22 protein-coding genes and 1 pseudogene are annotated in these 25,166 nt (G+C 70.4%); 18 read left to right on the top strand and 5 right to left on the bottom strand.

Annotation, left to right across the window (positions count from 1 at the left end; translation table 11 throughout):
• Window positions 1–600: 600 nt before the first annotated feature.
• Entirely contained in the window at window positions 601–1,812 is a 1,212-nt protein-coding gene (locus tag ACT3T9_RS02210; protein ID WP_444605871.1) for an ATP-binding protein, read from the top strand.
• A 44-nt stretch (window positions 1,813–1,856) separates the two neighbouring features.
• Window positions 1,857–2,354, top strand: a complete 498-nt coding sequence (locus ACT3T9_RS02205) for a DUF1648 domain-containing protein (RefSeq protein ID WP_441445249.1) — start codon at window positions 1,857–1,859, stop codon at window positions 2,352–2,354.
• Window positions 2,355–2,364: 10 nt separating this feature from the next.
• Here ACT3T9_RS02205 and ACT3T9_RS02200 read toward each other — a convergent pair whose 3' ends face one another.
• Window positions 2,365–3,468 (bottom strand): MerR family transcriptional regulator, encoded by a 1,104-nt coding sequence (locus ACT3T9_RS02200; protein ID WP_444605870.1) that lies wholly within the window; start codon window positions 3,466–3,468, stop codon window positions 2,365–2,367.
• Between the two features lie 155 nt (window positions 3,469–3,623).
• On the opposite strand from ACT3T9_RS02200, the gene ACT3T9_RS02195 reads away from it, so the two are divergent.
• The 4 genes from ACT3T9_RS02195 to ACT3T9_RS02180 all read left to right on the top strand — a co-directional run bounded on the left by ACT3T9_RS02195 (window position 3,624) and on the right by ACT3T9_RS02180 (window position 6,981).
• On the top strand, window positions 3,624–4,655 hold the full coding sequence (locus ACT3T9_RS02195) for a GNAT family N-acetyltransferase (RefSeq protein ID WP_442332697.1): 1,032 nt from the start codon (window positions 3,624–3,626) through the stop codon (window positions 4,653–4,655).
• A gap of 90 nt (window positions 4,656–4,745) precedes the next feature.
• Window positions 4,746–5,963, top strand: a complete 1,218-nt coding sequence (locus ACT3T9_RS02190; RefSeq protein ID WP_441445252.1) for a YncE family protein — start codon at window positions 4,746–4,748, stop codon at window positions 5,961–5,963.
• A 14-nt stretch (window positions 5,964–5,977) separates the two neighbouring features.
• A complete protein-coding gene (locus ACT3T9_RS02185) occupies window positions 5,978–6,445 on the top strand; it encodes an SRPBCC family protein (RefSeq protein WP_441445253.1) in 468 nt (155 codons plus the stop codon).
• Window positions 6,446–6,507: 62 nt separating this feature from the next.
• Window positions 6,508–6,981 (top strand): J-domain-containing protein, encoded by a 474-nt coding sequence (locus ACT3T9_RS02180; protein WP_444605875.1) that lies wholly within the window; start codon window positions 6,508–6,510, stop codon window positions 6,979–6,981.
• 92 nt (window positions 6,982–7,073) lie between these two features.
• Here the strand turns inward: ACT3T9_RS02180 and ACT3T9_RS02175 are convergent, their stop codons facing one another.
• Window positions 7,074–7,967 carry a serine protein kinase RIO gene (locus ACT3T9_RS02175; RefSeq protein ID WP_444605869.1) on the bottom strand — a complete coding sequence of 298 codons (894 nt, stop codon included), beginning with the start codon at window positions 7,965–7,967 and terminating at the stop codon, window positions 7,074–7,076.
• A gap of 313 nt (window positions 7,968–8,280) precedes the next feature.
• Between ACT3T9_RS02175 and ACT3T9_RS02170 the strand changes: the two genes are divergently transcribed.
• The 4 genes from ACT3T9_RS02170 to ACT3T9_RS02155 all read left to right on the top strand — a co-directional run bounded on the left by ACT3T9_RS02170 (window position 8,281) and on the right by ACT3T9_RS02155 (window position 12,500).
• Window positions 8,281–8,460: a hypothetical protein gene (locus ACT3T9_RS02170; protein ID WP_441445256.1), complete on the top strand. Its 180-nt coding sequence runs from the start codon at window positions 8,281–8,283 to the stop codon at window positions 8,458–8,460.
• Window positions 8,461–8,548: 88 nt separating this feature from the next.
• A complete protein-coding gene (locus tag ACT3T9_RS02165) occupies window positions 8,549–10,897 on the top strand; it encodes a hypothetical protein (RefSeq protein WP_444605868.1) in 2,349 nt (782 codons plus the stop codon).
• Complete coding sequence (locus ACT3T9_RS02160) at window positions 10,894–11,256, top strand: DoxX family protein (RefSeq protein WP_441445258.1); 363 nt, start codon at window positions 10,894–10,896, stop codon at window positions 11,254–11,256. Before ACT3T9_RS02165 ends, ACT3T9_RS02160 begins: the two co-directional genes overlap by 4 nt.
• An 8-nt stretch (window positions 11,257–11,264) precedes the next feature.
• Complete coding sequence (locus ACT3T9_RS02155) at window positions 11,265–12,500, top strand: MFS transporter (protein WP_441445259.1); 1,236 nt, start codon at window positions 11,265–11,267, stop codon at window positions 12,498–12,500.
• Between the two features lie 9 nt (window positions 12,501–12,509).
• Here ACT3T9_RS02155 and ACT3T9_RS02150 read toward each other — a convergent pair.
• A pseudogene (locus ACT3T9_RS02150) lies at window positions 12,510–12,809 on the bottom strand (cysteine hydrolase); the annotation flags it as partial.
• A gap of 74 nt (window positions 12,810–12,883) precedes the next feature.
• Complete coding sequence (locus ACT3T9_RS02145; protein WP_444601192.1) at window positions 12,884–14,401, bottom strand: amidohydrolase; 1,518 nt, start codon at window positions 14,399–14,401, stop codon at window positions 12,884–12,886.
• Window positions 14,402–14,498: 97 nt separating this feature from the next.
• Between ACT3T9_RS02145 and ACT3T9_RS02140 the strand changes: the two genes are divergently transcribed.
• The 6 genes from ACT3T9_RS02140 (at window position 14,499) to ACT3T9_RS02115 (ending at window position 21,190) form a co-directional block, all read left to right on the top strand.
• Complete coding sequence (locus tag ACT3T9_RS02140) at window positions 14,499–15,467, top strand: ABC transporter ATP-binding protein (protein WP_444605867.1); 969 nt, start codon at window positions 14,499–14,501, stop codon at window positions 15,465–15,467.
• Window positions 15,468–15,523: 56 nt separating this feature from the next.
• Window positions 15,524–16,345 carry an ABC transporter permease gene (locus ACT3T9_RS02135; RefSeq protein ID WP_441445262.1) on the top strand — a complete coding sequence of 274 codons (822 nt, stop codon included), beginning with the start codon at window positions 15,524–15,526 and terminating at the stop codon, window positions 16,343–16,345.
• 13 nt (window positions 16,346–16,358) lie between these two features.
• Entirely contained in the window at window positions 16,359–17,513 is a 1,155-nt protein-coding gene (locus ACT3T9_RS02130) for a sensor histidine kinase (RefSeq protein WP_444605866.1), read from the top strand.
• The gene (locus ACT3T9_RS02125; protein WP_444605865.1) at window positions 17,510–18,145 is read left to right on the top strand and encodes a response regulator; all 636 of its coding nucleotides are present in this window, start codon (window positions 17,510–17,512) and stop codon (window positions 18,143–18,145) included. The genes ACT3T9_RS02130 and ACT3T9_RS02125 overlap by 4 nt, the downstream gene beginning before the upstream one ends.
• Window positions 18,146–18,178: 33 nt before the next feature.
• Window positions 18,179–19,117 (top strand): Na+-dependent transporter, encoded by a 939-nt coding sequence (locus ACT3T9_RS02120; RefSeq protein ID WP_442332891.1) that lies wholly within the window; start codon window positions 18,179–18,181, stop codon window positions 19,115–19,117.
• Between the two features lie 144 nt (window positions 19,118–19,261).
• On the top strand, window positions 19,262–21,190 hold the full coding sequence (locus ACT3T9_RS02115; RefSeq protein WP_444605864.1) for an ABC transporter ATP-binding protein: 1,929 nt from the start codon (window positions 19,262–19,264) through the stop codon (window positions 21,188–21,190).
• A 22-nt stretch (window positions 21,191–21,212) separates the two neighbouring features.
• Here the strand turns inward: ACT3T9_RS02115 and ACT3T9_RS02110 are convergent, their stop codons facing one another.
• Window positions 21,213–22,202, bottom strand: coding sequence for an arsenic resistance protein (locus ACT3T9_RS02110; protein ID WP_444605863.1), 990 nt, complete (start codon window positions 22,200–22,202; stop codon window positions 21,213–21,215).
• A gap of 96 nt (window positions 22,203–22,298) precedes the next feature.
• Between ACT3T9_RS02110 and ACT3T9_RS02105 the strand changes: the two genes are divergently transcribed.
• Entirely contained in the window at window positions 22,299–23,528 is a 1,230-nt protein-coding gene (locus ACT3T9_RS02105) for an SHOCT domain-containing protein (protein WP_444605862.1), read from the top strand.
• Between the two features lie 325 nt (window positions 23,529–23,853).
• Window positions 23,854–25,098 carry a TFIIB-type zinc ribbon-containing protein gene (locus tag ACT3T9_RS02100; RefSeq protein WP_441445270.1) on the top strand — a complete coding sequence of 415 codons (1,245 nt, stop codon included), beginning with the start codon at window positions 23,854–23,856 and terminating at the stop codon, window positions 25,096–25,098.
• Window positions 25,099–25,166: the final 68 nt, after the last annotated feature.

Raw genomic sequence — 25,166 nt, 5'->3', positions numbered from 1 at the left:
AATATTCCCCAATACTAATTCCCAAGCCCTGCCTACTGAAGGGTCAGCACGAAATGGGGATGAATCTGTGGATAACCCATGTGTGTGGAGGAACGGTCGCGAGCGGTGGTGCGGCGGGCGGTCTCGCCCGTGGCTGACATGCTGGGTCGCAAGGGCTGCGCCCATCGACGATTCTGGCAGCGTGGCCTGCAGGAACTGTTCTCGGCGGTCGGGATTTCTCTGTGCTCACGGGCCCATATTGTGGGGGCGGAACGGCATAGAGCGGGCGGGACCGCGCACGGTAAGTGGGATTGCGCTGAGCTCAAAAAAGTTCCGGAACTTCTCGGAGAGAAATGGATTTGTCAAGACGGGCCGCGTAAATGTGGATAACTCGCGTTAGGGGGGAATGGTGCGGCCAGGCTCTATGTGAATCGCTCCGGTGACGCCGAGGGCGAGGGCGAGGGCGAGGGCGAGGGCGAGATCCGGGAGCACGCTGTCGCGCACCGCCAGCGACGAGCGCTCGCGACCCAATCCTCTGGGGATGACCCGACCCCTGTACATACAGCGACATACAGCGCACGATGGCTCCATGGCGACGCCCCACCCGATGAACCCCATCCGATGAACCGCTCCACGCCCCCGTCGATCCGTGCGACCTCCGCGAACCCCTTCACCCCCGGCTTCGGGCTCACCCCGATGATCCTCGCCGGGCGCGACCTCGCGATCGAGGAGTTCACCGCGGCGCTGGCCGGGAACGTGCCCGAGGCGAGGGCGATCCTCATCTCGGGTGCGCGCGGCTCGGGCAAGACCGTGCTGCTCACCGAGTTCCGGGAGCTGGCCCTCGACGCCGGATGGACGGATCTGCGGCTGCACACCTCCTCGACCTCCCTGGTCGAGGAGCTGCGGGGCCAGGCCATCGCGCACCTGAGGGAGATGGACCCTGACGCAGAGACCTCGCGGCTGACCTCCGCCGGGGCCTTCAACGTCAACGCCTCGCGCGACGTCATCCAGCGCTACGAGGGGGAGGGGGAGGTGCTCTCCACGGTGCTCGACCGACTGGCCCAGCTCACCGATGAGGATGGCGGAGGGCTGCTGATCACCCTCGATGAGCTGCAGTCGGTCGAGCGTGATCAGCTGCATGCCCTCACCCAGCACGTGCAGGACCTCATCGGGTCCGGCCATGCCGTCGCCTTCATCGCTGCCGGGGTGAGGCCGGGGGTCGATGCGCTGCTGGACCATGAGCGCACCACCTTCCTGCGCCGCGCCCACCGGATCGAGGTGGGCAGCGTGGATGTGGGCACCGCGGCGGAGGCGATTCGCATGACCGTCGCCGACACCGCGAAGACGATCACCCCCGAGGCTGCAGTGCTGGCCGGCGAGATCTCGCGGGGGTACCCCTACCTGATCCAGCTCGTCGGCTCGAAGGCCTGGCAGAACAGCGGCGAGGCGGACACGATCGAGATCGAGGACGTGCGCGGCGGGCGCGACGCCGTGGTCGCGGCGATGATCAAGAACGTCCACGGCCCGGCGCTGCGCGGGCTGAGCCCCCGCAAGCGCGAGTACCTCCACGCGATGCTCGCGGACGAGGGGCTCTCCGCCGTCGGCGACATCGCGGCACGGATGGGCATCGACCCGCGCAACCAGTCCACCTACCGCGAGCGCCTCATCGAGGAGGAGCTGATCCGCCCCGCCGGGCGCGGCTTCGTCGAGTTCTCCCTGCCCTACCTCGGCGATGCGCTGCGGCATGAGGCGCGGGAGGGGGTGGGGGCGGATGTCGAACCAGATCGCGGGGTCCGACGCTCTCACCGTGCGCGGCGCAGCCCTCGACGATAGGCGGAGGCGGGCGCCGGGACGGCGTCGGTAGCGTGAAGGGCACCATGAGCACGATCATCAGTAAGTCCCAGCGCCCCGTCCGTACCTACACCACCGGCCCCATCACCAGGGCGCTGCGGTGGTTCGCGGTGCTGTCGACGGTCGGCATCACGGCCTGGCTGCTCGTGCGCTACCCCTCCCTCCCGGACACGGTGGCGACCCATTTCGACGCCCGCGGCGAGGCCGACGACTGGGGGCCGAAGTGGTCGATCCTCGTGCTCGCCGGCGTGATGCTGCTGCTGTCGCTGGGCTTCGCCGCGCTGTCGACGCGGCCGCGGGCCTTCAACTATCCGCTCGAGATCACCACGCGCAACGCCCAGGCCATCTACCGCGAAGGGGAGCGGATGATGGTCTGGACGCTGCTCGCGATGGTGGTGGTCTACCTGGGGATCGCCTGGTCGGTGCTGGAGACCGGTGGGGCGCCGCTGATCGCCGCGGGGCTTGCGGTGATGGTCGCGGCGGTTGTCGTCGGGGTGATCCGCCTGGTCCGCGCCGGGCGCTGAATCGGCGCCGTCAGAGCCGTGCGAGCGCGAGGGCGATGTTGTCCGGGGCGCCGGCGGTGAGGGCGAGGTCGACCAGCCGGGCGGAGAGCGCGTCGACGTCGTCGCGGCTGTTCTCCAGCGCCTCCACCAGCGTCTCCGCCAGGGCCGACGGGTCGACGACGGCGTGCAGTCCGTCGGTCGCGACCAGCACCAGATCGCCCGGGGCGAGGCGGCGTACCAGCAGATCTGGCGCGGTGGGAGCGCCCGCGGCCAGCGCCCGGTTCAGCACTGCGCGATCCGGATGCGCGGCGACCTCCTCGGGGGAGAGCCTGCCCGCCTCGACCAGCGAGCGCAGACGGGTGTGATCCTGCGTGACCACGTCGACCTGCTCGCCGCGCACCAGCACCACCCGGGTGTCGCCGAGATGCGCGATGTGGAGCTTCTCGCCGTCGATCAGCGCCGCGGTCAGGGTCGAGCCGGCGTCGCCGTCGGCCGGCACCAGGGCTTCGGCGGCGGCCCAGGCGGTCTCGAGGGCAGCCAGCGGCGCGGCCGACGGATCGGCCTCGAGGGCCGACGAGAGCGCCGCCGCGAACGCGGCGAGGATCTGTGAGGCGAGGCCATCTGCGCTGCCGAGACCATCAGTGCTGCCGAAGCCATCGGCGACGGCGAGCAGGGTGCGGCCGCCCGGCAGCTCACGGACCAGCACGGCGTCCTGCTGAGCGCCTCGGACGAGGCCCTGATGGAGCGCCGAGGCGGTGCGAGGGGTGAGGGTGGAAGTGGTCATGATGTCCTCCGTCGGACGTTCCCCGAGGTCACGGGCGAGTGAGCGGACGGACGCGGCACGGGAGAGGGCGTCGGCCTCCTCCTGCCGCCACCAGGAGCGCAGCTCCGCGGCAGCGGCATCGCTGTCCAGATCGCACAGCACGCCGATGCGCGCGAGCCCCATCCCGAGGCCGCGCAGCGCGGCGATCAGCCGCGCCCGCTCGACCTGGTCACCGCCGTAGGAGCGGTAGCCGGTGAAGGGGTCGACGCGTCGGGGCACGAGCAGTCCCGATTCGGCGTAGAGGCGCAGCGCCTTGGGGCTCAGCCCGCTCGCGGCGGCCAGCTCCCCGATGCTCACCAGCGTCTCGTCCATGCCATCCTCCGTCATCTCTCGCCCGGTCCCCGGGCTCCGGGTCTCTCCCGGTGAGCACCACGTTCCGGATTGTCCCAGGGGGAGAGTCAAGCGCTGCCGAGAATATTCCGTCGACCAGCACGGATCTGGTGTGGTCTGCTTTCCGCATGCATGTGATGATCCGACCCCTGGACCCCACCTCCGATCTCGAGCTCGACCAGTACCTCGCGCTCGGGAGGGCGCTGGACGAGCACACCTACGGCGGCAGTCAGGCCCTCACCCGGGAGCAGCTGCGGGCGCAGTTCAGCGAGTCGCCGTACTGGATGGTGCGGCGCTGGGTGGCGATCGCCGAGGTGATCGAGGGCGGCGAGCTGCTCGTCGGCCGAGCGAACACCTTCATGCCGCTGCAGGAGAACCTCGAGACCATCTCCGTCGGGGTCTCGGTGCATCCCGCCTTCCGCGGTCAGGGGATCGCGACTGCGCTGGTCGAGGAGGTGCTGCTGCCCGCGATCCGCGAGTCCGGCCGCACCCTGGTCGAGGGCTATGGCGAGGTCCCATCCGAGGGCGACCCCGACAGCCCCGAGGAGCCCGTGAACCGGCTCGCCCGCCGGCTCGGGATCACCCGCAAGAACCTCGCCGTCTGCCGGGCGCTGGCACTGCCGCTCGAGGCCTCCCTGCTGGAGATGCTGCAGGCCGAGGCTGCGGAGAAGATCGGCCAGTACCGGGTCGAGGTGTGGGACGGGGAGATCCCCGAGGAGCACCTCGAGACCTACGGCCTGCTGCTGCGCCAGCTCGAGCTCGATGAACCCGACGAGGACGTCGAGCACGAGGCACCCGAGTACACCCCGGAGCGGATCCGCGAGAGCGAGCGCCGCATGCGCGAGGCGGGGACGCTACGGATCACCGCAGTGGCCATCGCACCCGACGGCAGCTTCGCCGGGAACTCCGAGGTCCACGTGCACACCGCTGCGGACAGCACCCTCGGCTGGCAGGAGAACACCCTGGTGATGCCCGAGCACCGCGGGCACCGGCTGGGCCTCGCGCTCAAGGTCGCCACCCACCGTCAGCTGGGCGAGCGCGCGCCGCAGCTGCGGAGCCTGGTCACCTGGAACTCGCACGTGAATCCCTGGATGATCCAGATCAACGAGAAGCTCGGCTACCGCGCCCTCTATCGGGAGCTGGTGCTGCAGGGGCGTCCCGCGCTCTGAGTCTGAGCCCCGAACCTCCGACACGCCGCGCCGCCTCCCGCTCGGCGGCGGCTGTCGGGCTAGGTTCGGCCGCATGGGAGCGGACGATCGATGAGCGTGCAGGCGAAGCACCGCAGGAGGCCCCGGCGCGAGCGACCGCATCACCAGTTCACGATCGCCATCGCGATCCTGTCGTTGGTGATGGCCGGGGGCATGGTCGCAGGGCTGGTGACCAGCGTCGCGGGGCCCGACGGCGGGACATCGGCCGCAGGCTCCGAGCTGCCGCCCGGCGAACCCTCGAACACCACCCGCCTGACCCACCTGGACAGGATCACCGGGGACATCACCCCGAAGTCCGTGGTCGCGAGCCCGGCCGGCACCGTCATCGCGAACAACATGATGTACAGCCACTCCTCGACGCTCTACGACGCCGAATCCCTCGAGCTCACGAACACCGTGGCCGACACCGTGGATCTCGCCGAGTTCGGGTATCCGGACCGCGCCGGGACGACGGAGGGAGCGCCCGTGGAGGCGGTGTTCTCTCTCGACGGGAAGTACGCCTACGTCTCCCAGTACCGCCTGCGCGGCCCCGGCGAAGGAGCCGCTGCCACCGACGACTGCGCAGGTGGTGAAGAGATCGGGCGCTCCGCAGTGTTCCGCCTCGACATCGCCGCCGGTGAGTGGGACCAGGTGATCGAGGTGGGACGGGTCCCGAAGTTCATCTCCCTCTCCGCCGACGGCAGCACCGCGCTGGTCTCGAACTGGTGCGATGAGACCGTCTCCGTGCTCGACCTCGAGGCGGGGGAGGAGGTCCGGGAGATCCCGGTGGACGCCGCTCCGCGCGGCAGCGTGATCCTGCCGGACAACCGCACCGCCTATGTCACCGCGATGTACGCCGATGAGCTGTACAAGGTCGACCTCGAGACCGGGCAGAGCGAGCTGGTGCTCGAGACCGGGCGCAAGCCCCGCCATCTGGTGCTCTCGCCCGACGCGACGCGCATGTACCTCACCGTCTCCGGCAGCGATGAGCTGCTCGAGCTCGACGCCGCCACCGGCGAGGTGCTGCGCACCGCGCCGACCGGCCGCGAGCCGCGCACTATGGCGATCTCCCCGGACGGCCTCGCGCTGTACGTCGTGAACTACTACGCGAACACCGTCTCCAAGTTCGACACCGCGACCCTGGAGGAGATCCAGAGCGTCGAGGTGGGCAAGAACCCCATCGGCATCACCTACGAGCCCACCCAGCGCCGGGTCTGGGTCGCGAACTACGCCGGTTCGATCGACGTCTTCGACGACACCACCTCCTCTGGCGGCACGCTCGAGCCATGAGGCACGATGGAGCCATGAGCCAGGACCTCGAAGGCATCGTCACCGCGACCCGTGAGATCGACGCACCGGCCAGCGCGATCTTCGCGCTGATCGCCGATCCCTCGCAGCAGCCCCGCTGGGACGGCAACGACAACCTCGCCGAGGCCGCGCCCGGCCAGCGGGTCCATGCCGTGGGCGAGCTCTTCGTGATGACCAATAAGAACGGCGGGGTGCGCGACAACCACATCGTCGCCTTCGCCGAGGGGCGCGAGATCGCCTGGCGCCCGGCACCGCACGGCGAGCAGCCGGCCGGCCACCAGTGGGGCTGGGAGCTCGAGCCGCTCGAGGACGGTCGCACGCGCGTCACCCACACCTACGACTTCACCGCGCTGCCCCCCGAGCAGGAGAAGCGCCTGGCCAAGGCTCGCCTGATGACTGCGGAGAGACTGATGGCCTCGATCGACCGCCTCGTCCGGCTCGCCGAGGAGGGCGGGCAGTCCTGAGCTCGGCACCGGAGGGGCCCGTCGACCCTGAGCCCGTCGACCCGAGGACCCTCGGGCCGGTGATGGCGCCCGACGTCGCGCGCGTCGAATCTGCGATCGAGCAGGCCGCGCGGCGCGGGGACTTCGACAACCTCCCCGGCGCCGGGAAGCCGCTGAACCTGCCGGCCACCCACGATCCGGACTGGTGGATCAACCAGCGCCTGGCCAGCGGCGAGATCGACAGCCAGGCCCTGCTGCCGGTGGTGGTGCTGCTGCGCAAGGAGTTCGAGCAGCGCGAGGAGACCCTCGCCGCGCTGACGGACGAGCGCGCGGCCCGCGCCTACGCCGAGGATTTCACCGAGCGGGTCCACCGCGACCGGCGTGAGAACCCCTTCCAGCGGATGCTCGCCCCGGCCTGGGATCCGGACGACGCGGCGCAGCGGTGGCGGGAGCTGCGGGCGGCAGCGCCGACATCGGTGGCGGAGCAGACGGCTCCGCAGGAGTCGGTGGCCGAGCCCCGCCGGCGGCGCTGGTGGCAGCCGCGACGACGGGGCTGATCGAGACGTAGGACTGAACGAGACGTAGGACTGAACGAGACGTAGGAACTGTGCTGTTCCGGGCTCGGTGGCGCACGTTTCCTACGGCTCGGTCAGCGCAGTGCCTGCCCGGCGGCGGCGCACCACTCCTCGGGATCGCTCAGCGCCGTCGGCGCCCCGTTCGCCCGCAGCCAGGTGCACACATTGACGCAGTCACGGCGCAGGAACTCTGTGCCATTCGGGTTCGCGATCAGGTCGATCACCTGCGGGACGTCGATGATCACCGGATCGGGCTCGTTCTGCCGAGAGTCGACGAGGATGTTGTACGGGGAGAGGTCGCCGTGGACCAGCCCCTGGCGGGCGAGGTCCAGCACCGCGCCCCGCAGCTGCTCCGCCCAGCGGGTGATGGTCGCGGTGTCAGGACTGGTCTCCTGCAGGCGAGGGGCGGCGACCGCGCCGTGCTCGTCGTCGGTGCCGATGAATTCCATCAGCAGCTCGGTGCCGACGAGCTGCACCGGATAGGGCACCGGCAGCCCGGCCTCCCACAGCTGACCGAGCATGTCGAACTCGGTACGGGCCCACTGGGCCGCAGCGACCTGCTTGCCGAAGGCGGTGCCCTTGGCCATCGCGCGGGCCTCGCGGCTGTCCTTGATGCGGCGCCCGTCGGTATAGGAGCTGCTGCGGTGGAAGGTGGTGTGGTCGGGGGAGCGGTACCGCTTGGCGACCATCAGCACTGCTTCACCGGGAGCGCCGGTCCGGAGCCCCTCGGGCAGGGCGCGCTCGAGCAGGAAGGCGTCGGCCTCCTTGCCGGTCTTGAGGATCCCGAGCTCGGTGTCGATCGCGCCGTCGTGCTGGACGACCCAGTCGGGGAAGGGCTGCGGGCCACGGTCGATGGTGCGGGCGGTCTCGGGCCAGGTGGACCAGCGCTGATCCTCGTCGAGCTCGGCGATGGTGGCGGTGAACATGGCGTGGGCGAAGAAGGCGTCCTGGTCGAAGGACGTGGCCATAGGGGTCTCCTGAGGGAGGACCTGCGAGTTGCTCAGCAGGTCGTGGCGGAAGGGAGGACTGCAGGGGTCAGCACGGTGACAACCATCAGCTCCTCCTTCCCTCAGGGCTCCACGCGGAACCGGGGACAGTGTATGACGGGACGTCGGCGGAGTGCGAGCGAATATTCGACGAGCGAGGAAAAGGCGTGGTGACCAGCGGATTGGGGAAAACTCTCGTCGCCCGGAGAGAGGGCAGGGTGCCGAGGAGGAACCGCCTCCGCGCGCGACGGTCACGCTGGCGCCGCTGACCATCTCCGAGGCCCTGCTGCCCACGGTGCCCGTAAGAGCCGGGACCTGGACCGCGACGCTCCTGCCTGACGGCGAGGGCCGCTTCCCCGGGGTCCATCTCGCCGAGGACGGCGAGGACGTGGTGGTGCTCGCCATCGAGCAGGACGTGCCCCGGGGATACCGAATCGTCGGGGCCAGGTCAGAAGTGCTCAGGGCCGGGGAGTGAATCGAGGGGCAGCCGTCGGCCGTCACAGTCATGATGCGATTCACCAGAAGCTGTCCCGATCGCCGGACGAATGTGGTCAGATTTCAGGATGACCGCCTCGCGCTCCACGCTCCGCACCGTCCCGCCCCGCACCGTCCCGCTCCGCCCCGCTCGCCGCTCCGTGCTGCTCTCCGGCGCTCTCCTGGTGCCGCTCGGACTGGCAGGATGCGACCCGGAGCGGGACGGTCCTCCCGAGGAGCTGTCCGCGCCCACCCTGAACTTCGAGCCGATGACGACCGACGAGAAGCTCCTGCCCGAGCAGCCCATGCTCGAGGACTCCTGGAACATCTCGCCGACGGACGAACACCCTCTGGCGGTGCTCGTGAGCCGGACTCTCGCCCAGGAGCGGGATCTCTTCGTGATCACGCGCGAGCAGCCGAGAGGCATCGCGGTCCCGATCGATCCGGCGACGACGGGGCTCGCCGTCGACCGCCACGCGGCCACGGTCGGAGTCCTCGCCTCGACCGTCGTGGACGCCGAGCATCGGCAGCAGCTGTGGAGCTCCGCGGACCTCGCCGACTGGACAGCGGTCGAGGTCACCGGCATCGACCGGGAGATCGCGGCCTTCGGCGGCGGGATCGTGGCCTCCGCCGTCAACGGGCGCACCGTCGCCGTCTGGGAGCTGCCCGCCGACGGCACGGCTGCCGCTCTCACCGCACTGGAGGTGCCCGAGGGTGTTGAGTGGGAAGTGCTGGACGTCGCACGGAACAACGCGGCGATCGTGCTGCTGGTGACCGCGAGGGACGCCGCCGGCACGGAGGCGCCCGCGATCCTGGCCTCTCAGGACTCCGGCGCCACCTGGGCAGAGCCTCAGGTGCTTCCCGACGACGGGAAGGACGCCGTCGCCATGTCGGTCTCTCCCTTCGGCGAGGGCTTCGTGGTGATCGGGAGCCACGAGCCGGCATCGGATGACGGCGCGTATATGAGACCGACGGCCTGGGTGAGCCCCGACGGCACCTCCTTCACGCAGGAGGAGATCCCATTACCGGCGTTCGGCCTGGACGGATGGACGAGGAGCGGCGAGAAGATCCCCGTGGACGATCCCATCGACTGGGGGTCATTCGGTGCGTCCCCGGCGGTGGTCGACGCGAAGACCGGGACTGTCCATTTCGCGGCCATCCTCGAAGACGACTGCCGCTGCGCGACCCGGTCCGCTGAGGGGACGTGGACGGTCTCAGACATGGGCGACTTCGTCGGGCACACCCTCACCCACGGCGCGGCGACCCCCGACAGCCAGATCCTGCTGGGTGAGACGAGCACCTACGCCCGTGAGGGCGGTGGCGGATCCCTCGCACTGGGGCTGCCCTTCACAATCGGTCGGAATTACATCCGACTGATACACGATGTGCACAACGGTATCGATGCCGTGATCCAGGGCTACCGGAGCTTCGTCGACAAGTCGAGCACACATAGCTCGACCTCCGTCGCCAGCAACCTCGGAGTGAGCATCCGCGATGGCGGATTCGTCCTCGCCGAGGACTTCCCCCAGCAGGTGGAGGAATGGGACTGGGGCCGGGTCCATCGGCTGCCGGACGGGGTGGAGATCCTGTCCGGCCGGGAAGAGGACGAGGACGGCAACGGACAACTCCTCTCCCTGGCCCGGGGCGACGGCGAGTGGGTCGACACCGAAGGGCTCGAGATCCCCGGGCTCTACATGCTGGGAAGCACCTCCATCGTCGGCGAGACCAGCTACTTGTCCGGTGCTGGCACCATCGCGGACCAGGACGGATCAGCCCTGGGCGGGATCAAGGTCCTCTCCTCCTCGGACGGGCTCACCTGGGAACAGGTCGGATCGGGCCCCGACTCGCCTTCGGAGGATCCCGCCTTCGGCGGAGGTGGATACATCACGACCGTCACCTCTGTCGACGGAGTCCTCATCGGCCTGGGGACGGCAGTGGCCGAGCACGGTCTGAATCGTGCCGCGACATTCGTCCTCACGGTCGGTGTCTGGACGCCGCGGGTGATCGAAGACATCCCGCCGGGCCTCAACTTCGGCTTCCCCTACCTGGTCGGGGACGCCGTGCATGTGTTAGCGGCAGGCTATGACAGGGTGTATCACGGTGTCCTCGCTGCGGACGGGAGCTGCACACGGACCTACCTGTCCTCGGACCAGGAACAGCGCGATATGCTCACCGACCTCGGCGGCGGGGCGCTGCTCGCCTCCGGGTGGAGCCGGACCGCCTCGGCCTTCGGGGCGTGCGTGTGGGCGAGCCGAGACGGCGGCGAGACGTGGGCGGCGACGGTGCTCCCCGAGCATGAGGGCCGGTTCCCCCGCGTCGACCTCGCCCGAGACGGGGAGGACGTCGTGGTCATCGCGGAGCATGACGATGCTCCAGTGGGCTTCAAGATCATCGGTGCGCAGAAGGCCGTCCTGCCGGACACAGGATCTGAAGGGTGACCCACGCGAGGAAGACCGCCGGATGCCTGGCGACGCTGCTCGGCGGAGCGGGGATCCTGCACCTGGCCCGGCCCGAGCCTTTCGACAGCATCGTCCCACCGGCGCTGCCCGGCCCGGCGCGGACCTACACCTACGCCTCCGGGGTGGCGGAGCTCGGCATCGCCGGGCTGCTCGCCGTGCCGCGCACCCGACGGCTGGGCGGGATCGCCGCAGCGGCGCTGTTCGTCGCGGTGTTCCCCGCGAACCTGCAGATGGCCTACGACTGGCGCCACGCCCGGCCCCGGAAGCGCGCGATCGCGTGGGGGCGCCTGCCGCTGCAGGCGGTGCTCATCGCGCAGGCGCGGCACGTGGCGCGATGACGGCACCTGTGCCCGCAGCCATCCTCGATGATCTCGAGCGCTGCCGGGTCCAGCGGCGCACTCTCGCGATCCTCATCGCGGGACAGATCGTCTCCGGCCTCGGCGTCGGTGCGGCGTTCAGCATGGGCGCGCTGCTGGTCGCCGCGGTGACCGGCAGCGAGGCCTGGTCCGGGATGGCCGCGACCATGAACACCCTCGGTGCCGCGGTCTTCGCGATCCCGCTCGCGATGCTCGCACGCCGTCGCGGCCGACGGGTTTCGCTGACCACGGGCGCCCTGTTCGCCGCGCTCGGCGCCCTCGCAGTCACCGTCGCCGCGGCGCTCGACAGCCCGGCCCTGCTGCTGCCCAGCATGGCCGTGATGGGCATCGGCTCCGCCCTGAACTTCCAGTCGCGCTTCGCCGCGACCGACCTCGCGACCGAGGCGACCCGCGGCCGGGACCTGTCCCTCGTGGTCTGGTCCACGACCCTCGGCGCGGTGATCGGCCCGAACCTCGCCGAGCCCAGCGACGCCCTCGGCATCGCCCTCGGGCTGCCTGCGCTCAGCGGAGGGTTCGTCATCGCCGCTGCAGCTCAGCTGGCGGGTGCGCTGCTGTATGCGATCGCGCTGCGGCCGGATCCGCTGCTGCTGGCGCTCGGCCCGCACCGAGTGGTGCCCGCCGGGCCGGAGCGTCGGGCGGCGCGCGGTCTCGCGATTCTGCGCGCCAACCCGACCGCCCGCAGCGCCGTGCTCGCCGTCGCCCTCGGTCACGCCGTGATGGTGGCACTGATGGGGATGACGCCGATCCACCTCATGGGCCACGGCGGGTCCCTGTCGATCGTCGGCATCACGATCAGCCTCCACGTCGCGGGGATGTTCGGGCTCTCGCCCGTGTTCGGGATCCTCACCGACAAGATCGGCGGGCGTGCCGTGATCCTCGGCGGTCAGGCCATGCTCGCCGCCGCGATGCTCATCGCGGCGGTCGGCGCGGAGAGCAACGCGCTGGTCGCGGTCGCGCTCACACTGCTGGGCCTCGGCTGGTCCGCGTCGAACGTGGCCGGGTCGACCCTGGTCAGCGGCGCCGTCCCCACTGCGCAGCGCCCGGCCGTGCAGGGCACCTCGGACCTGCTGATGAACCTTGCCGGGGCGACCGGCGGCGCGCTCGCCGGGCTGATCCTCGCCGGGATCGGATTCTCGGGCCTGGCACTGGTCCTGCTGGTGCCGGTGGTGATCGTGACCGCGGACCAGCTGCGGAGGCGCCGCTGAGCGAAGGGCTCAGGCGCCGGCGGCCTGCTGGGCGCCCATGACGGCGGAGGTGCCCAGGTCGCTCTTGGGCAGCGGCTGCTGAGCGGAGAGCGCCTCGGTCCAGGCCTCGGTGGTCACGACCGCGGCCAGGTTCGAGTTCAGCACCGCCATGATCGTGCGGTGCACCGTCTCGGCGGAGGCGAAGCCCGCGTCGTTGGCGATATTGATCGCGCTGGTGGCGTCGGACAGCACCTCGGTGGTGAACCCGAGGCCCTCGCCCTCCACGGCGGAGGCGAGGATGCAGTTGTTGGTCATGTAGCCGACCAGGGTGACAGTGTCGACCTACTGCTGGCCGCCGCGATGCTGATCGGGCAGTGATCGCGCGGAGGTGACCTCCCGGCGGTTCAGAGTTGGGACTCGAGCCGCCCTGCCACGATCGTCGCGAGCACCGTGGTCTCCTGCAACAGCTCGGAGGCCTCTCGAGCGGCGGCGTCGACCATCAGCCCGTCGGCGCCGAGTGGGACGTCGGCGAAGGGTGAGTGCTCGAGCAGCACGATGTCTCCTGGGCCGCCCACCTGCAGGGACGTGATCTCGTCGGTGGAGGCGGCGAGGGCCTCGCGGGGCTGCAGCTGCTGGCCGGGATGCCAGCCCGGGCGCTCGTCTGCGCTGCGGTGCACGGCGGCGGCCATCGCGAGCCAGGGATCCAGCGGTGCGACGGGCGCATCGGAGCCGAGGGCGAGCGGCACTCCGGCGTCCAGCAGGTCCCGCAGCCGGAAGGCCTGGGTGCCGTGCCCGGGCCAGATCGCCTCGGTCGCGTCCCGGTCGTCCAGCAGATGCGCGGGCTGGACGGAGGCGATTACGCCTAGCGCGGCCATCGCGTCGATGTCGTCATCGGTGAGCATCTGCGCATGTTCGATCCGGGCGCGCTCGACGCCGACGCTCCTGATCGCATCGAGCGCGACCTGCGCGGCGGCGTCCCCGATCGCATGGACCGCGGCGGCTAGACCCTGCGACGTCGCCCTGGTCAGCACCTCGCGGAGCGCCTCGGGGCCGACGCTGAGGACACCGCGCCCCGCATAGCCGTGGCCGTCGGTGTAGGCGTCACGGGTGTAGGCCGAATGCGAGCCGAGGGCACCATCCACGATCACCTTGAGCGGCCCCATCGTCACCAGGCCCAGTTCATCGAGCACCGTGCCCGTCGGGCCGGGTGCCGCAGCGAGCTCCTCGGGGTAGACGGCAGTGCGGATCCGCATCCGGGCTGCGCGGTGCAGCCATTCCTCCCACGGCCGGCCCCACTCCATGTCCGTCATGCCCACCACGCCGCGCTGCAGGGCTTGACGCTGCAGCATCGCCGCGCCCGTGGCCACCGACTCGGCGACCCCTGGCAGCTCGGGCAGGCGCGGGGCGATCACGAACCACTCCTCCTCCGCGACGATCCCGTCCCGCGGCGGCATCCCCAGGGCACGCAGCGCGGCGGAGTTCAGCCAGGCATGGTGCGCATCCCCGCCGATCAGCACGGTCGGCACCGCGCCGGTGGCCTCATCGAGCGCCGGCACCGTCGGCTGCACCGCGAAGTCCACCAGGCGGTGCCCGAAGCCGATCAGCGCCTGCGCGGGATCGAGGGCGGAGTCACGACGTGCGGCGAGCTCGGCCCGCACCAGTTCGAGGATCACGCCCACGCTGCCCGCCCCGGAGGTGTCCAGGCGGGCATGGGCCTGGGCGAGCTGGCCGGAATGGACATGCTGGTCCCACAGGCCGGGGATCGCGAGGGCGCCGGCGGCCTCGTGGATCTCCTCGCCGGGAGCAGCTCGGAGGTCGGTGGCGAGCTCGGTGATCACCCCGTCGCGAAGCCGCAGGTCCACCGGGCGGGCCGGCGCCTCTCCCGTGGCGGCGTTGAAGGGCCGCACCTGTCTGATCAGCACCGATCCAGACTAGCCGCACGAGGTCATGACGACTGTCATGGCCCGGTCATGACCGCGGGGACTGGGGCGGGGGCCGCCGCTGCGGAAGCCTGGAGCCATGACCACGACCACCGCCTCCGCCACGGCTGCCGAACCCGCCTCCACCACCCCCGCCGCTGCCGCCACCGCTGCGATCAGCCTGCGCGGGCTCACCAAGCACTACGGGAGCGTCCGCGCTCTCGACGGCCTCGACCTCGAGATCCAACCCGGGGAGATCGTCGCCCTGCTGGGCCCCAACGGCGCCGGCAAGTCCACGGCGATGGAGATGATGGTCGGCCTCGCCACGCCCGACGCCGGCACCGTGGGCGTGCTCGGCACCGAACCCGCGACCGCCACCCGCACCGGACTGATCGGCACCATGCTCCAGGCCGGCGCGCTGCTGCCCGACCAGTCCGTCCGCTCGATGCTGCGGATGCTCCACTCCCTGCAGGCCCACCCGATGCCCATGGCCGAGGTGATCGCCCAGGCCGACATCCAAGACCTGGTGAAGCGCAAGATGGGGGCGCTTTCCGGCGGGCAGGCTCAGCGGGTCCGCTTCGCGATCGCCCTGCTCGGCGACCCGCAGGTGCTGCTGCTGGACGAACCGACCGTCGGGATGGACGTCGGCGCTCGCCGCGCCTTCTGGGACCAGATGCGGGACGTCGCCGCGACCGGTCGCACCGTCGTCTTCGCCACCCACCACCTCGACGAGGCCGAGCGCGAGGCTCGCCGCGTGATCGTCATGGACCGCGGCCGGGTGGTCGCCGACGGCACCGGCGCCGAGATCAGCGCCGTCGTCGCAGGCCGGGTGATCACCCTGCGCGGTGCGGAGCCCGCACAGATCGCCGCACTGCCCGGCGTCGAGAGCGCCACGGCCGACGAGACGGATCCCCGCCGCGTGCGTGCCGTCTGCTCCGACTCCGACGCCGTGCTCAGGGCGCTGTTCACCTCGCCCCTCGCCGCCGATGCCCACGAGGTCCTGGTCTCCGCACCCGGGCTCGAGGAAGCCTTTCTGCGCATCACCGACCACGAGGGAGACCAGCGATGAGCCACGCCGCCGCCACGTCGGCCGCCCGAACCATCACCGATCAACGGAGCTCCGTCATGACCTCGCCGACCATCGCCACCACGCTCACCTCCACCGCCGCCGCCGGGATGCCAGCGCCGCGCACCGCCGCCGCCCCGTCGGCCGCGACCCGCACCGTGCGCTACGCGCTGCACACCACGCGAATGACCGTCACCAACGTCATGTTCATGGTGTTCACGATCGCGATGCCGGTGGGGATGTACCTGCTGTTCGGGATGATGTTCGGCGATGAGGCCGAAGGGACCGCCCGCGGGATGATCATGGTCAACATGGCCGCCTACGGCGGGCTCGGCGCTGCCGTCACCGCCGGCACCCAGATCCAGGAGGACCAGCGCAACGGCTTCCTGCGTCAGCTGATCGTCGCGGGGCTGTCCCCGCGCTCCTTCCTGGCCGGCTCGGTGATGGCTGCCAGCGCCGTGATCCTCCCCGCGCTGTTCGCGGTGGGCGTGGTCGGGATCGCGACCGGCGTCGAGGTGGCGCCCGGAAGTTTCCTCACCACCCTGGTGGTGCTGTGGCTGGGACTGCTGCCCACCATCCTCATCGGCCTTGTGCTGGGCATGGTCCTCAAGGGCGGCGCGGCGATGGCGGGAGGCGTGGTCACCATGATGGCGATGGCGATCTTCGGCGGGCTGTGGATGCCGCTGGAGACGTTCCCGAGCTGGATGCAGCAGATCGGGCACGCCATGCCCACCTACTGGATCTCGCGACTCGGGCAGTGGTCGATGTACGGCGGGGAGCTGCCGGCGACCGGCCTGCTTGTGATCGGCGCCTGGACCCTGGTGCTCGGCGTGCTGTGCGCGTTCAGCTTGCGCCGCGCCGTGGGGCTGAAGCGTCGCTGACACAATGGCCGCCATGGGAACTCTCGAGGCGACGACGTGGGGCACCGGCGTGCGCGGCAGCCAGGAGCAGGATCCGGCGTCCCGTCTCCTCACCCCGCGTGCGCTCCACCGGGCCGCGCTCGAATCCGGCGGGCTCACCTACTCCCTCGCCCCCGTCCTGTTCATCGCGATCCCGGTCGCCTTCGCCTGGATCCAGAACCCGGGCCCCGGAGCCGCCGTCGTCACCGGGCTGCTGCTGGTCTACGCCGTGGTCTTCGTGTACTGCTGCGGCATCAGCCTGTACCCGCTGCGGGTGCGGCTGGCCTGGTTCGCCCTGTGTACCGGGCTGCTGCTCGTGCTCATCCCGTTCCTCGGCCTGAACGTGCTGTTCATGGTGATGTTCCAGGCCATGACGCATGTGCTTCTGCTGCCGTGGAAGTGGGCGGTGCCGACGATGGTGGCGATGAGCCTCGCCGTCATGGTGCTCGCGATCGTCACCGGGGTGTACGTGGCCGCCGGCCTCGCCCTGACGGGCATGCTGATGTCCTGGGGCATCGGCTACGGCATCCGCCAGGAGCTCCTGCAAGGGCAGCTCGAGGCCGCCCAGCACCGCAACGCCGTGCTCGCCGTCGCTGCAGAGCGCGAACGCATCGGCCGTGACCTGCACGACCTCGTCGGTCACTCTCTGACCTCCCTCACCATCTCCGCGCAGCTCGCCCGCAGGCTCCTGGACTCCGATCCCGAGGCGGCCCGCGAGCAGCTCGTCCACATCGAAACCACGGTGCGCCAGGCCCTCGCCGATGTCCGCGCCACCGCCTCCGGCATGCAGCACGTCCGCGCCGCAACCGAGATCGCGTCGGCCCGCACCGTGCTGTCCACGGTCGGCATCCAGGCCGAGGTCCCCACCGCCCTGCCCCCGCTGCACGACGACCTCGCCGAACTGTTCGGCTACGTGATCCGCGAAGGGGTCACCAACATCGTGCGCCACTCCCGCGCCACCCGAGCCGAGATCAGCGTCAGCGAGGACTCCGTGAGCATCGAGGATGACGGCGTCGGCATCCCCCAGGGAGCGGACCGCTCCGGGCTGCGCGGCCTCGAGGCACGGATCGCGCTCGCCGGCGGGCGCCTCGAGGTCCGCTCCTCCGAGACCGGGACCCGCCTCACCGCGACCATGGGAGCGGCGGCATGATCCGCCTGGTGGTCGCCGACGATCAGGCGATCCTGCGCTCGGGCCTGGTCGCGCTGCTGCGCCTGGAGAGCGACCTCGAGGTGGTGGGGGAGGCGGCCGACGGGGCGGGCGCCCTCGCGGCGGTGGCCGAGCACCGCCCCGATGTGCTGCTGCTGGACGTGCAGATGCCCGCCGGCGTCACGGCCGAGGGCGAGGAGGGTCCCGCGGATGGGATCGAGGTCGCCGAGGCTCTGCGGGGGAGCGACGGCGCACCGCGGATCATCGTGCTGACCACCTTCGGCCGGGCCGGCTACCTGCGCCGCACCATGGAGGCCGGGGCACACGGCTTCATGGTCAAGGACACCCCCGTCGAGCAGCTCGTCGACGCGGTGCGCCGCGTGGACCAGGGGCTGCGGGTGGTGGACCCCGAGCTCGCCGCGCAATCCCTCGCCGTCGGCGCGAGCCCGTTGACCGCCAAGGAGACCGAGGTGCTGCAGGCTGTCGCCGCCGGCGGCACCACCGCGTCGATCGCGCGGAGCCTCTTCCTCTCCGAGGGCACCGTGCGCAACCACCTCTCCGCCGTGATCGGGAAGCTCGGGATCACCAACCGGGCCGAAGCCGTGAGGACCGCCTCGGACAACGGCTGGATCTGACCCCTGTCCAGTCAGCCCGCGTAGCCTTTCGGGGTGCACACGATCGAATCCCTGTTCGGCCTGCTGATCCAGATCAGCGTGCCGATCTTCGCGATCGCCTCGATGCTGTCGATGGGCCTGCGCACCCCGCTGCGCGCCTTCCGCAAGCAGCTGCGGGACCGCCGCACCGTCTTTGCGGTGCTCGGCGCGAACTTCGTGGTGGTCCCCGCCGTGGGCACGCTGCTGATCTGGCTGCTGAAGGACCTGCTTCCGCACCAGACCGGGGAGGGCTTCATCATCGCTCTGTGCGCCGCCGGAGCCCCCTTCGTGCTGCAGCTCGGCGCGATGGCCCGCATCCCCTATGGCGAGACCGCTGGCCCGATGGCGGTGCTGCTGCTCGGCTCGATCCTGTTCATGCCGCTGGTGGTGCCCTTCCTGCTCCAGGACGTGACCGTGCAGGGCTGGGCGGTGGCGCAGCTGCTGCTGGGCACCATGCTCTCCCCGATGATCGCGGGCATTGTCATCGCGGCCGTCTGGCCGGGGTGGGCCGACCGGTTCGCCCGCACCGCCGGCGGCGTCGCCGCGATCTCCGCGGTGCTGATGTTCCTCTCCGGTTTCGGAGCCAACAGCCACCTGGTGCTGGATCTGCTGCTCTCACCGGTGCTGCTGGTCGCGGCAGGCCTGGTGGCGCTCGCCTTCCTCACCGGCCGCATCGCCGGAGACCTCGCCGGGGACACCCTGACCGTCCATGACGGACCCGCGATCCTCACCTCCCAGCGCAATATCGCCGCCGCCCTGCTGGTGGCCCGCACCGGCGCCGAAGGGTCCGACGGCGACGGCTCGATCGTGGTCGCGATCCTGCTGCTCAGCGCCGTCGGCTTCGTGATGCTGGTGCCCTACGCGCTGGCAAGCGGCGTGCTGCGACGACGGCGAGCGGGGGAGAGGACCTCCCTCGGCGTGCTGCTGGGCGTGGTGGGCCCGAAATCGGACTGAGCCTGAGCGGTCACGTACTCCTCGGTATCCCCTCTGAGCTGTCGCCTGGGAGAGGTCGCAGCGACAGCTCAGAGGGGATACCTGCGAGGAAGGGGAGAGCAGAAGCACGTGGTCAGCGCTCGGGACCCCGCCTAGGCTGACCTGGTGACATCCCTGCTGCGCATCGTCCGCTTCACCCGTGCTCTCGCCCCGCTGTACATCGCGATCATCGCCTGCTCCGTGCTCACCGCGGTCGCGGGCCTCGCGGTCCCCTTCCTGATCGGTCACGCGACCGACACCGTCGCGGGCGCCGTGGGCGGGCAGGGCGCGACCGGCACCGCCGTGCGCACCGTCATCCTCATCGCCGTGGCGGTGCTGGTGGCCGAGCTGGCCGTCACCGTGATCTCGAACGTCGGCGGCTGGTTCGGCGACGTGATGAGCAACCGGATGCGCACGATCCTCTCGGTGCGCTACTACGACAAGCTGCTCCACCTGCCGCAGCGCTGGTTCGACGGCGAGATCACCGGCACGATCGTGGCGAGGCTGAACCGTTCGATCACCGAGATCACGAACTTCACGAAGATGATGTCGAACTCCTTCGCGTCGATGCTGATCACCACCGCCGCGGTGCTCGCGATCAGCGCCTACTACGCCTGGCCGCTCACGGTGCTGCTGCTGATCGTGTTCCCCGTCTACGTGTGGCTGACCTCGCTGACCTCGGTGAAGTGGCAGCGCCTGGAGGGGGAGAAGAACGAGCAGATCGACATCGCCTCGGGCCGCTTCGCCGAGGTGGTCGGGCAGATCCGGGTGGTGAAGTCCTTCGTGCGCGAGCGCGGGGAGCTCGCGGACTTCTCCCGCCGCTTCCGCTCCACCGACGCCACCACGCGTGCGCAGTCCACGCACTGGCACCGGATGGACGTGATCCGTCGGGCGTTCCTGAACCTCATCTTCTTCGGCATCTACGTGATCATCTTCGTGCGCACCGTCCAGGGGCAGTTCACCCTCGGCGAGATGGTGCTGCTGATCCAGCTGATGGCCATGGCCAAGGCCCCGGTGGAGTCGATGAGCTGGGTGATCGACTCCGCCCAGCGCGCGATCGCCGGCTCCAAGGACTACTTCCGCGTGATGGAGACCCCCGTGGATCCCCGCACCGCCGCGGTGATGGCGGCGCGGCCGACGGATGCTGCGGATGCGGGCCACGCGAGCGGCACCGCCGCGGCCGACGAGCGGGCCGACGAGCGCGCCGGCGACAGTGCGCTGTCGACCGTGCAGGCCGCGGCACCGGCGGCTGTGCTCACCGTGTCGCCGGCGATCGAGCCCGTGCCCGGTGCGCCCGTGGTCGCGTTCCGTGATGTGTCCTTCGCCTATGAGGACGGCGAGGACGTGCTGCACGAGATCGACTTCGCGGTCGAGCGCGGCGAGAAGATCGCCCTGGTGGGGGAGTCCGGCGGCGGCAAGTCCACCATCGTGAACCTGCTGCTGGGTCTCTACGAGCCGCGCCGGGGCAGCATTGAGGTGGTGGGCCACCCGAGCGCGGACCTGCCGCTGGACCAGCTGCGCTCCCGTATCGGGGTGGTCTTCCAGGACGCCTCCCTGTTCTCCGGCAGCATCCGCGACAACATCTCCTACGGGCGGCCCGAGGCGAGCGAGGAGGAGGTCGTCGACGCGGCCCGTCGCGCGAACGCCGACACCTTCATCCGCCGCTTCCCGGCCGGCTACGAGCAGGTGATCGGGGAGCGCGGGCTCAAGCTCTCCGGCGGGCAGCGCCAGCGGATCGCGGTGGCCCGCGCGATGCTCAAGGACGCCCCCGTGCTCGTGCTCGACGAGGCCACCTCCGCCCTGGACACCAAGGCCGAGATCCAGGTGCAGAAGGGGCTCGAGGAGCTGATGACCGGGCGCACCTCGATGATCATCGCCCACCGCCTCTCCACAATCGCCGGGGTGGATCGGATCATCACCCTGAGCGACGGGCGCATCGATGAGATCGGCTCCCCGGCCGAGCTCGCCGTGAGCGGCGGCATCTATGCCCAGCTGCTGGACCTGCAGAGCTCCGGCGACAAGAAGAAGCTCGCCCGCTACGACATCACCGGCTGAGACGCACGGGCCAAGCCCCGGCTCATCCTCGCGACGGTGCGGATGTCGGAGGTCGGCTCCTGAGCAGTCGCGGCAGAACCCGTACCAGCACCACCATCCCCAGCAGCTCGACGAGGGTCTGGGTGACCACGGCTGCGGCGATCAGCGGTGACGGCATGGCCAGGGCCAGCGGCAGCACCACCAGCGAGTTGCGGGTGGCGCCGGAGAAGGTGACGGCGCGGGACGTGGCCGCCCCCAGCCGTGCGCAGCGGGAGACGAGGATTCCGGCGGCGGTCGCGAGCACCAGGAACGCGAGGTAGACGGGCACCAGCGCCAGCAGCGAGGATCCCGCACCGAGCACGTGTGGGGTCTGGGAAGCGACCACGGTGACCAGTACCAGTACCAGCACCATCAGCGGCACCATCGCCGGGGAGAGGTCCCAGCGCGGGGCGAGGCGCTGGAGCAGGGCCGCGGCGAGCAGGGGGAGCAGCACCAGCAGCACCAGCGCGCGCAGGAATGGGACCGGGTCGATGAGCCCCGCCGCCGCACCGCCGCTCAGCAGCGGCACCAGCGCCGGCAGCGCCAGCAGCTGGGCGAGCATCAGCAGCGGAGTCGCGGTGAGCAGCCGCTCCGGCGCGCCGCCCGCCAGCGCGGTGAACACCAGGACGTAGTCGATGCAGGGGGCCAGCAGCACCAGCAGCGCACCGATCAGCAGCTCGGGGGAGCCCACCAGAGGGCGGGTGAGCGCCCAGACGATCAGCGGTATCGCCAGGAAGTTCACCGCGAGCAGGGCCAGCAGGAAGCGTCCGTCCCGCAGCCCGGCACCGATATTGCGCAGAGGCACGGCGAGGAAGGTGACCAGCAGCAGAGCCGCGATCGCGGGCTCCACGGCGACCTCGAGCGCGGGTGAGACGCCCGGCAGGAGCGCTCCCAGCGCCAGACCGCCGATGATCGCGACCAGATAGATCGACACCTGATGGCGCTCGGCCGCCTCCCCGAGTCCCCGGGGATCCTCACGATGCGTCGGCTCCATGCTCCGTGACGCTAGCCCGAGGATCCAGGGAGCATTCGGGAGCTCCGCGATAGCATGGCCCCGATCACACAGTCTCGGGGGAACGAAGGAGCTGACATGGGATTCATCCAGGCATTCAAGGGCGCGGTCGGCGGGATGCTCGCCGATCAGTGGAAGGACTTCCTCACCGTTCCGAACGGTCTGCCGCAGACGGCAGCACTGTTCCCGGCGGTCCCGCGGGGCACCAACGCCGGCCGCGGCTCGAACACCCGCGGCTCGGAGAACATCATCTCCAACGGGTCGAAGATCCTGGTGCCCCAGGGCTACGGCCTGATCACCGTGGTCGATGGCCGTGCGACCGGCCTGATCACGGAGGCCGGCGGCTACGAGTTCAACGACTCCTCCCCGGATGCTCGCTCCGTCTTCGCCGGTGGCGACATCCTCGCCTCCACCGTCGGCACCTCCTGGGAGCGGTTCAAGTTCGGCGGCCGCCCCTCCTCGCAGCAGCTCGCCTTCTACGTGAGCCTCAAGGAGATCCCGGATAACCGCTTCGGCACCCAGTCGGAGATCTACTGGGACGACGCGTACCTCAACTCGCAGGTCGGCGCCGTGTGCCGCGGTTCGTACACGCTGCGGATCATCGACCCGCTGCTGTTCGTGCACAACTTCGTGCCGGCCACCTTCATCTCCGCGAACGCTCCGGTGTTCGACTTCGCCGATGTGGACAACAAGGCCGGCAGCCAGCTGTTCCAGGAGGTCGTCGGCTCTCTCGCGCAGGCGTTCTCCCGCTACACGAACGATCCCGACAAGGGCAACCGGATCTCCAAGATCCAGGGTGATTCGGTGGGCTTCGCGCAGTCGCTCTCCGCCGCCGTCGAAGAGGGCTACCGCTGGTCCAGCGACCGCGGCCTCGCGATCGTGAAGACCGCGATCGTCTCGATCGAGTACGACCAGCACACCCGTGAGCTGCTCAAGGACGTGCAGAAGGCCGACGCCCTCTCCGGCGCCCGCTCGCAGTCGTTCATGAACCAGGCCGCCGCGCGCGGCGTGCAGGCCGCCGGGGAGACCGGTGGCGGTGCGGGTCTGGCGATGTTCGGGGCGGGCATGGGCGCGGCCGGCGGCATGGTCAACCCCGTCCAGCCGTGGGCGCCGCCGGGCCAGCAGGGCGCCCCGCAGCAGGCCGCGCCTCAGCAGGGTGCACCTCAGCAGCAGACGGCGCAGCAGCAGGCGGCGCCGGCGCAGGACGACCCGGTGGCCAAGCTCGCCCAGTACAAGCAGATGCTGGATCAGGGCCTGATCTCCGACGAGGACTACGAGGCGGCGAAGAAGGCCGCTCTCGGCCTCTGAGCCGGCGCCCCGCAAAGCGATGACAGTGCCTCCTGAGCGCCCGCCGTGGGCGCGACCGGACCAGCCTGCCAGGCCTTCTCAGCCTGGCGGGCCGGTCCCGCCCGCCCCGACCGGGCAGCCGCTGCGTCCCGGACAGCCCGGACGGGGGGCAGCGCCCGACGGAGACCCGCGGTTCACCCCGTCGGGCGCCCCGAGTGCCGCACCGCAGGCGATGCCCCAGTGGCCCGCCGGCGCTCAGCCCGGCGGCGCTCAGCACAGTGGAGCTCAGCAGGGCGGACCGCCCCAACAGCCACCGAAGCAGTCTCAGCAGCCCCCGCAGCAGCAGATGCTCGGGAACGACGCGGTCGCCGGGGCGGCCGAGGCGGCGCTGAAGCACTCCTCGAACCGGATCATCGACACCAGCTCGGGCAAGGACGACGGGCTGAACAAGTGTCCCCGCTGCGGTGGTTCGGACATCCACTATTCGCTGAGCGCGAAGGCGCTGTTCTGCTCCTACTGCCGACACACCTGGAACGAGGAGAACGCGGAGCGGGCCTTCGGGCTGGACTCCTCGATCGCGGAGCTGCGCGGCCACACCCTGGCCTCGGGCACAGCGGACATCCGCGAGGACCTCACCACCGTGACCCTGAAGTGCCAGGGCTGCGGCGCCGAGGTGGTCATCAACGTCGAGCAGCAGCTGCAGGCCCGTTGCCACTGGTGTCGGCAGACCCTCTCGATCAACACCCAGATCCCCAACGGCGCGATCCCCGATGCGGTGCTGCCCTTCCAGCTCACCCGCGAAGAGGCGATCGAGCGCATCAGTGCTTTCGCGGGCAAGCGCAAAGCCTTCGCGCACGCCCGCTTCAAATCGGAGTTCGTCCCCGACAACGTGATGGGCGTGTACATCCCGTACATGGTGGTGGACGGGAACATGCATGCCGTCCTCCAGGGCACCGGTGAGGTCACCACCCGCCAGTACACGGTGCGGCGGAAGGTCGGGAAGGACAACTACGTCACCGAGACCTACTACGACGCGGACGTGTACTCCGTCCAGCGAGCCTTCGACCTGCTGGTGGACGACCTCACCGTGGAGTCCGCCGAGCGCTTCGATGTCAAGGACAACAAGCAGGCCACGAACAACATCCTCAATGCGGTGCAGCCGTATGACACCGAGAACGCCGTCGCCTACAACTCGAACTACCTCAAGAACTTCACCTCGGAGCGCCGTGACCTGAACGTGCGCGACGTGGACGACGAGGTCGAGAACCGATTCCTGGCGATCGCCCGGGCGAAGGCAGGCCCCACCATCGGCCGCTACGACCGCGGGGTGCGCTGGGAAGAGGAGGGGGTCGCCGTGCGCGGCACCCGCTGGGTCTCGGTGTACGTGCCGGTGTGGCTGTACAGCTACGCGGACTCCGCGAAGGGCGAGGGCTCCCTCGTGCACTACATCGCGGTCAACGCGCGCAACGGCAACACCATGGGTTCGGTGCCCGTCTCGCACCCGAAGATCTTCGCCGTGGCCTGCGCCGCCGGCACGGTGGCCGCGGTGATAGCGGGCGCAGTCGGCGTCGGCTGGTTCCTGATGGGATGAGGCCGACGATGATCCAGAGGATGCCCGCCCACTGCCCCCGTTGTGATGGTCCTGCCCGAGGAGGATGC

The sequence above is a fragment of the Brachybacterium sp. AOP29-B2-41 genome (genome assembly GCF_052378395.1).
GTDB lineage: Bacteria > Actinomycetota > Actinomycetes > Actinomycetales > Dermabacteraceae > Brachybacterium.
Note: the sequence above shows the minus strand (reverse complement) of the source record. Positions and strands in the feature narration are given on the sequence as shown.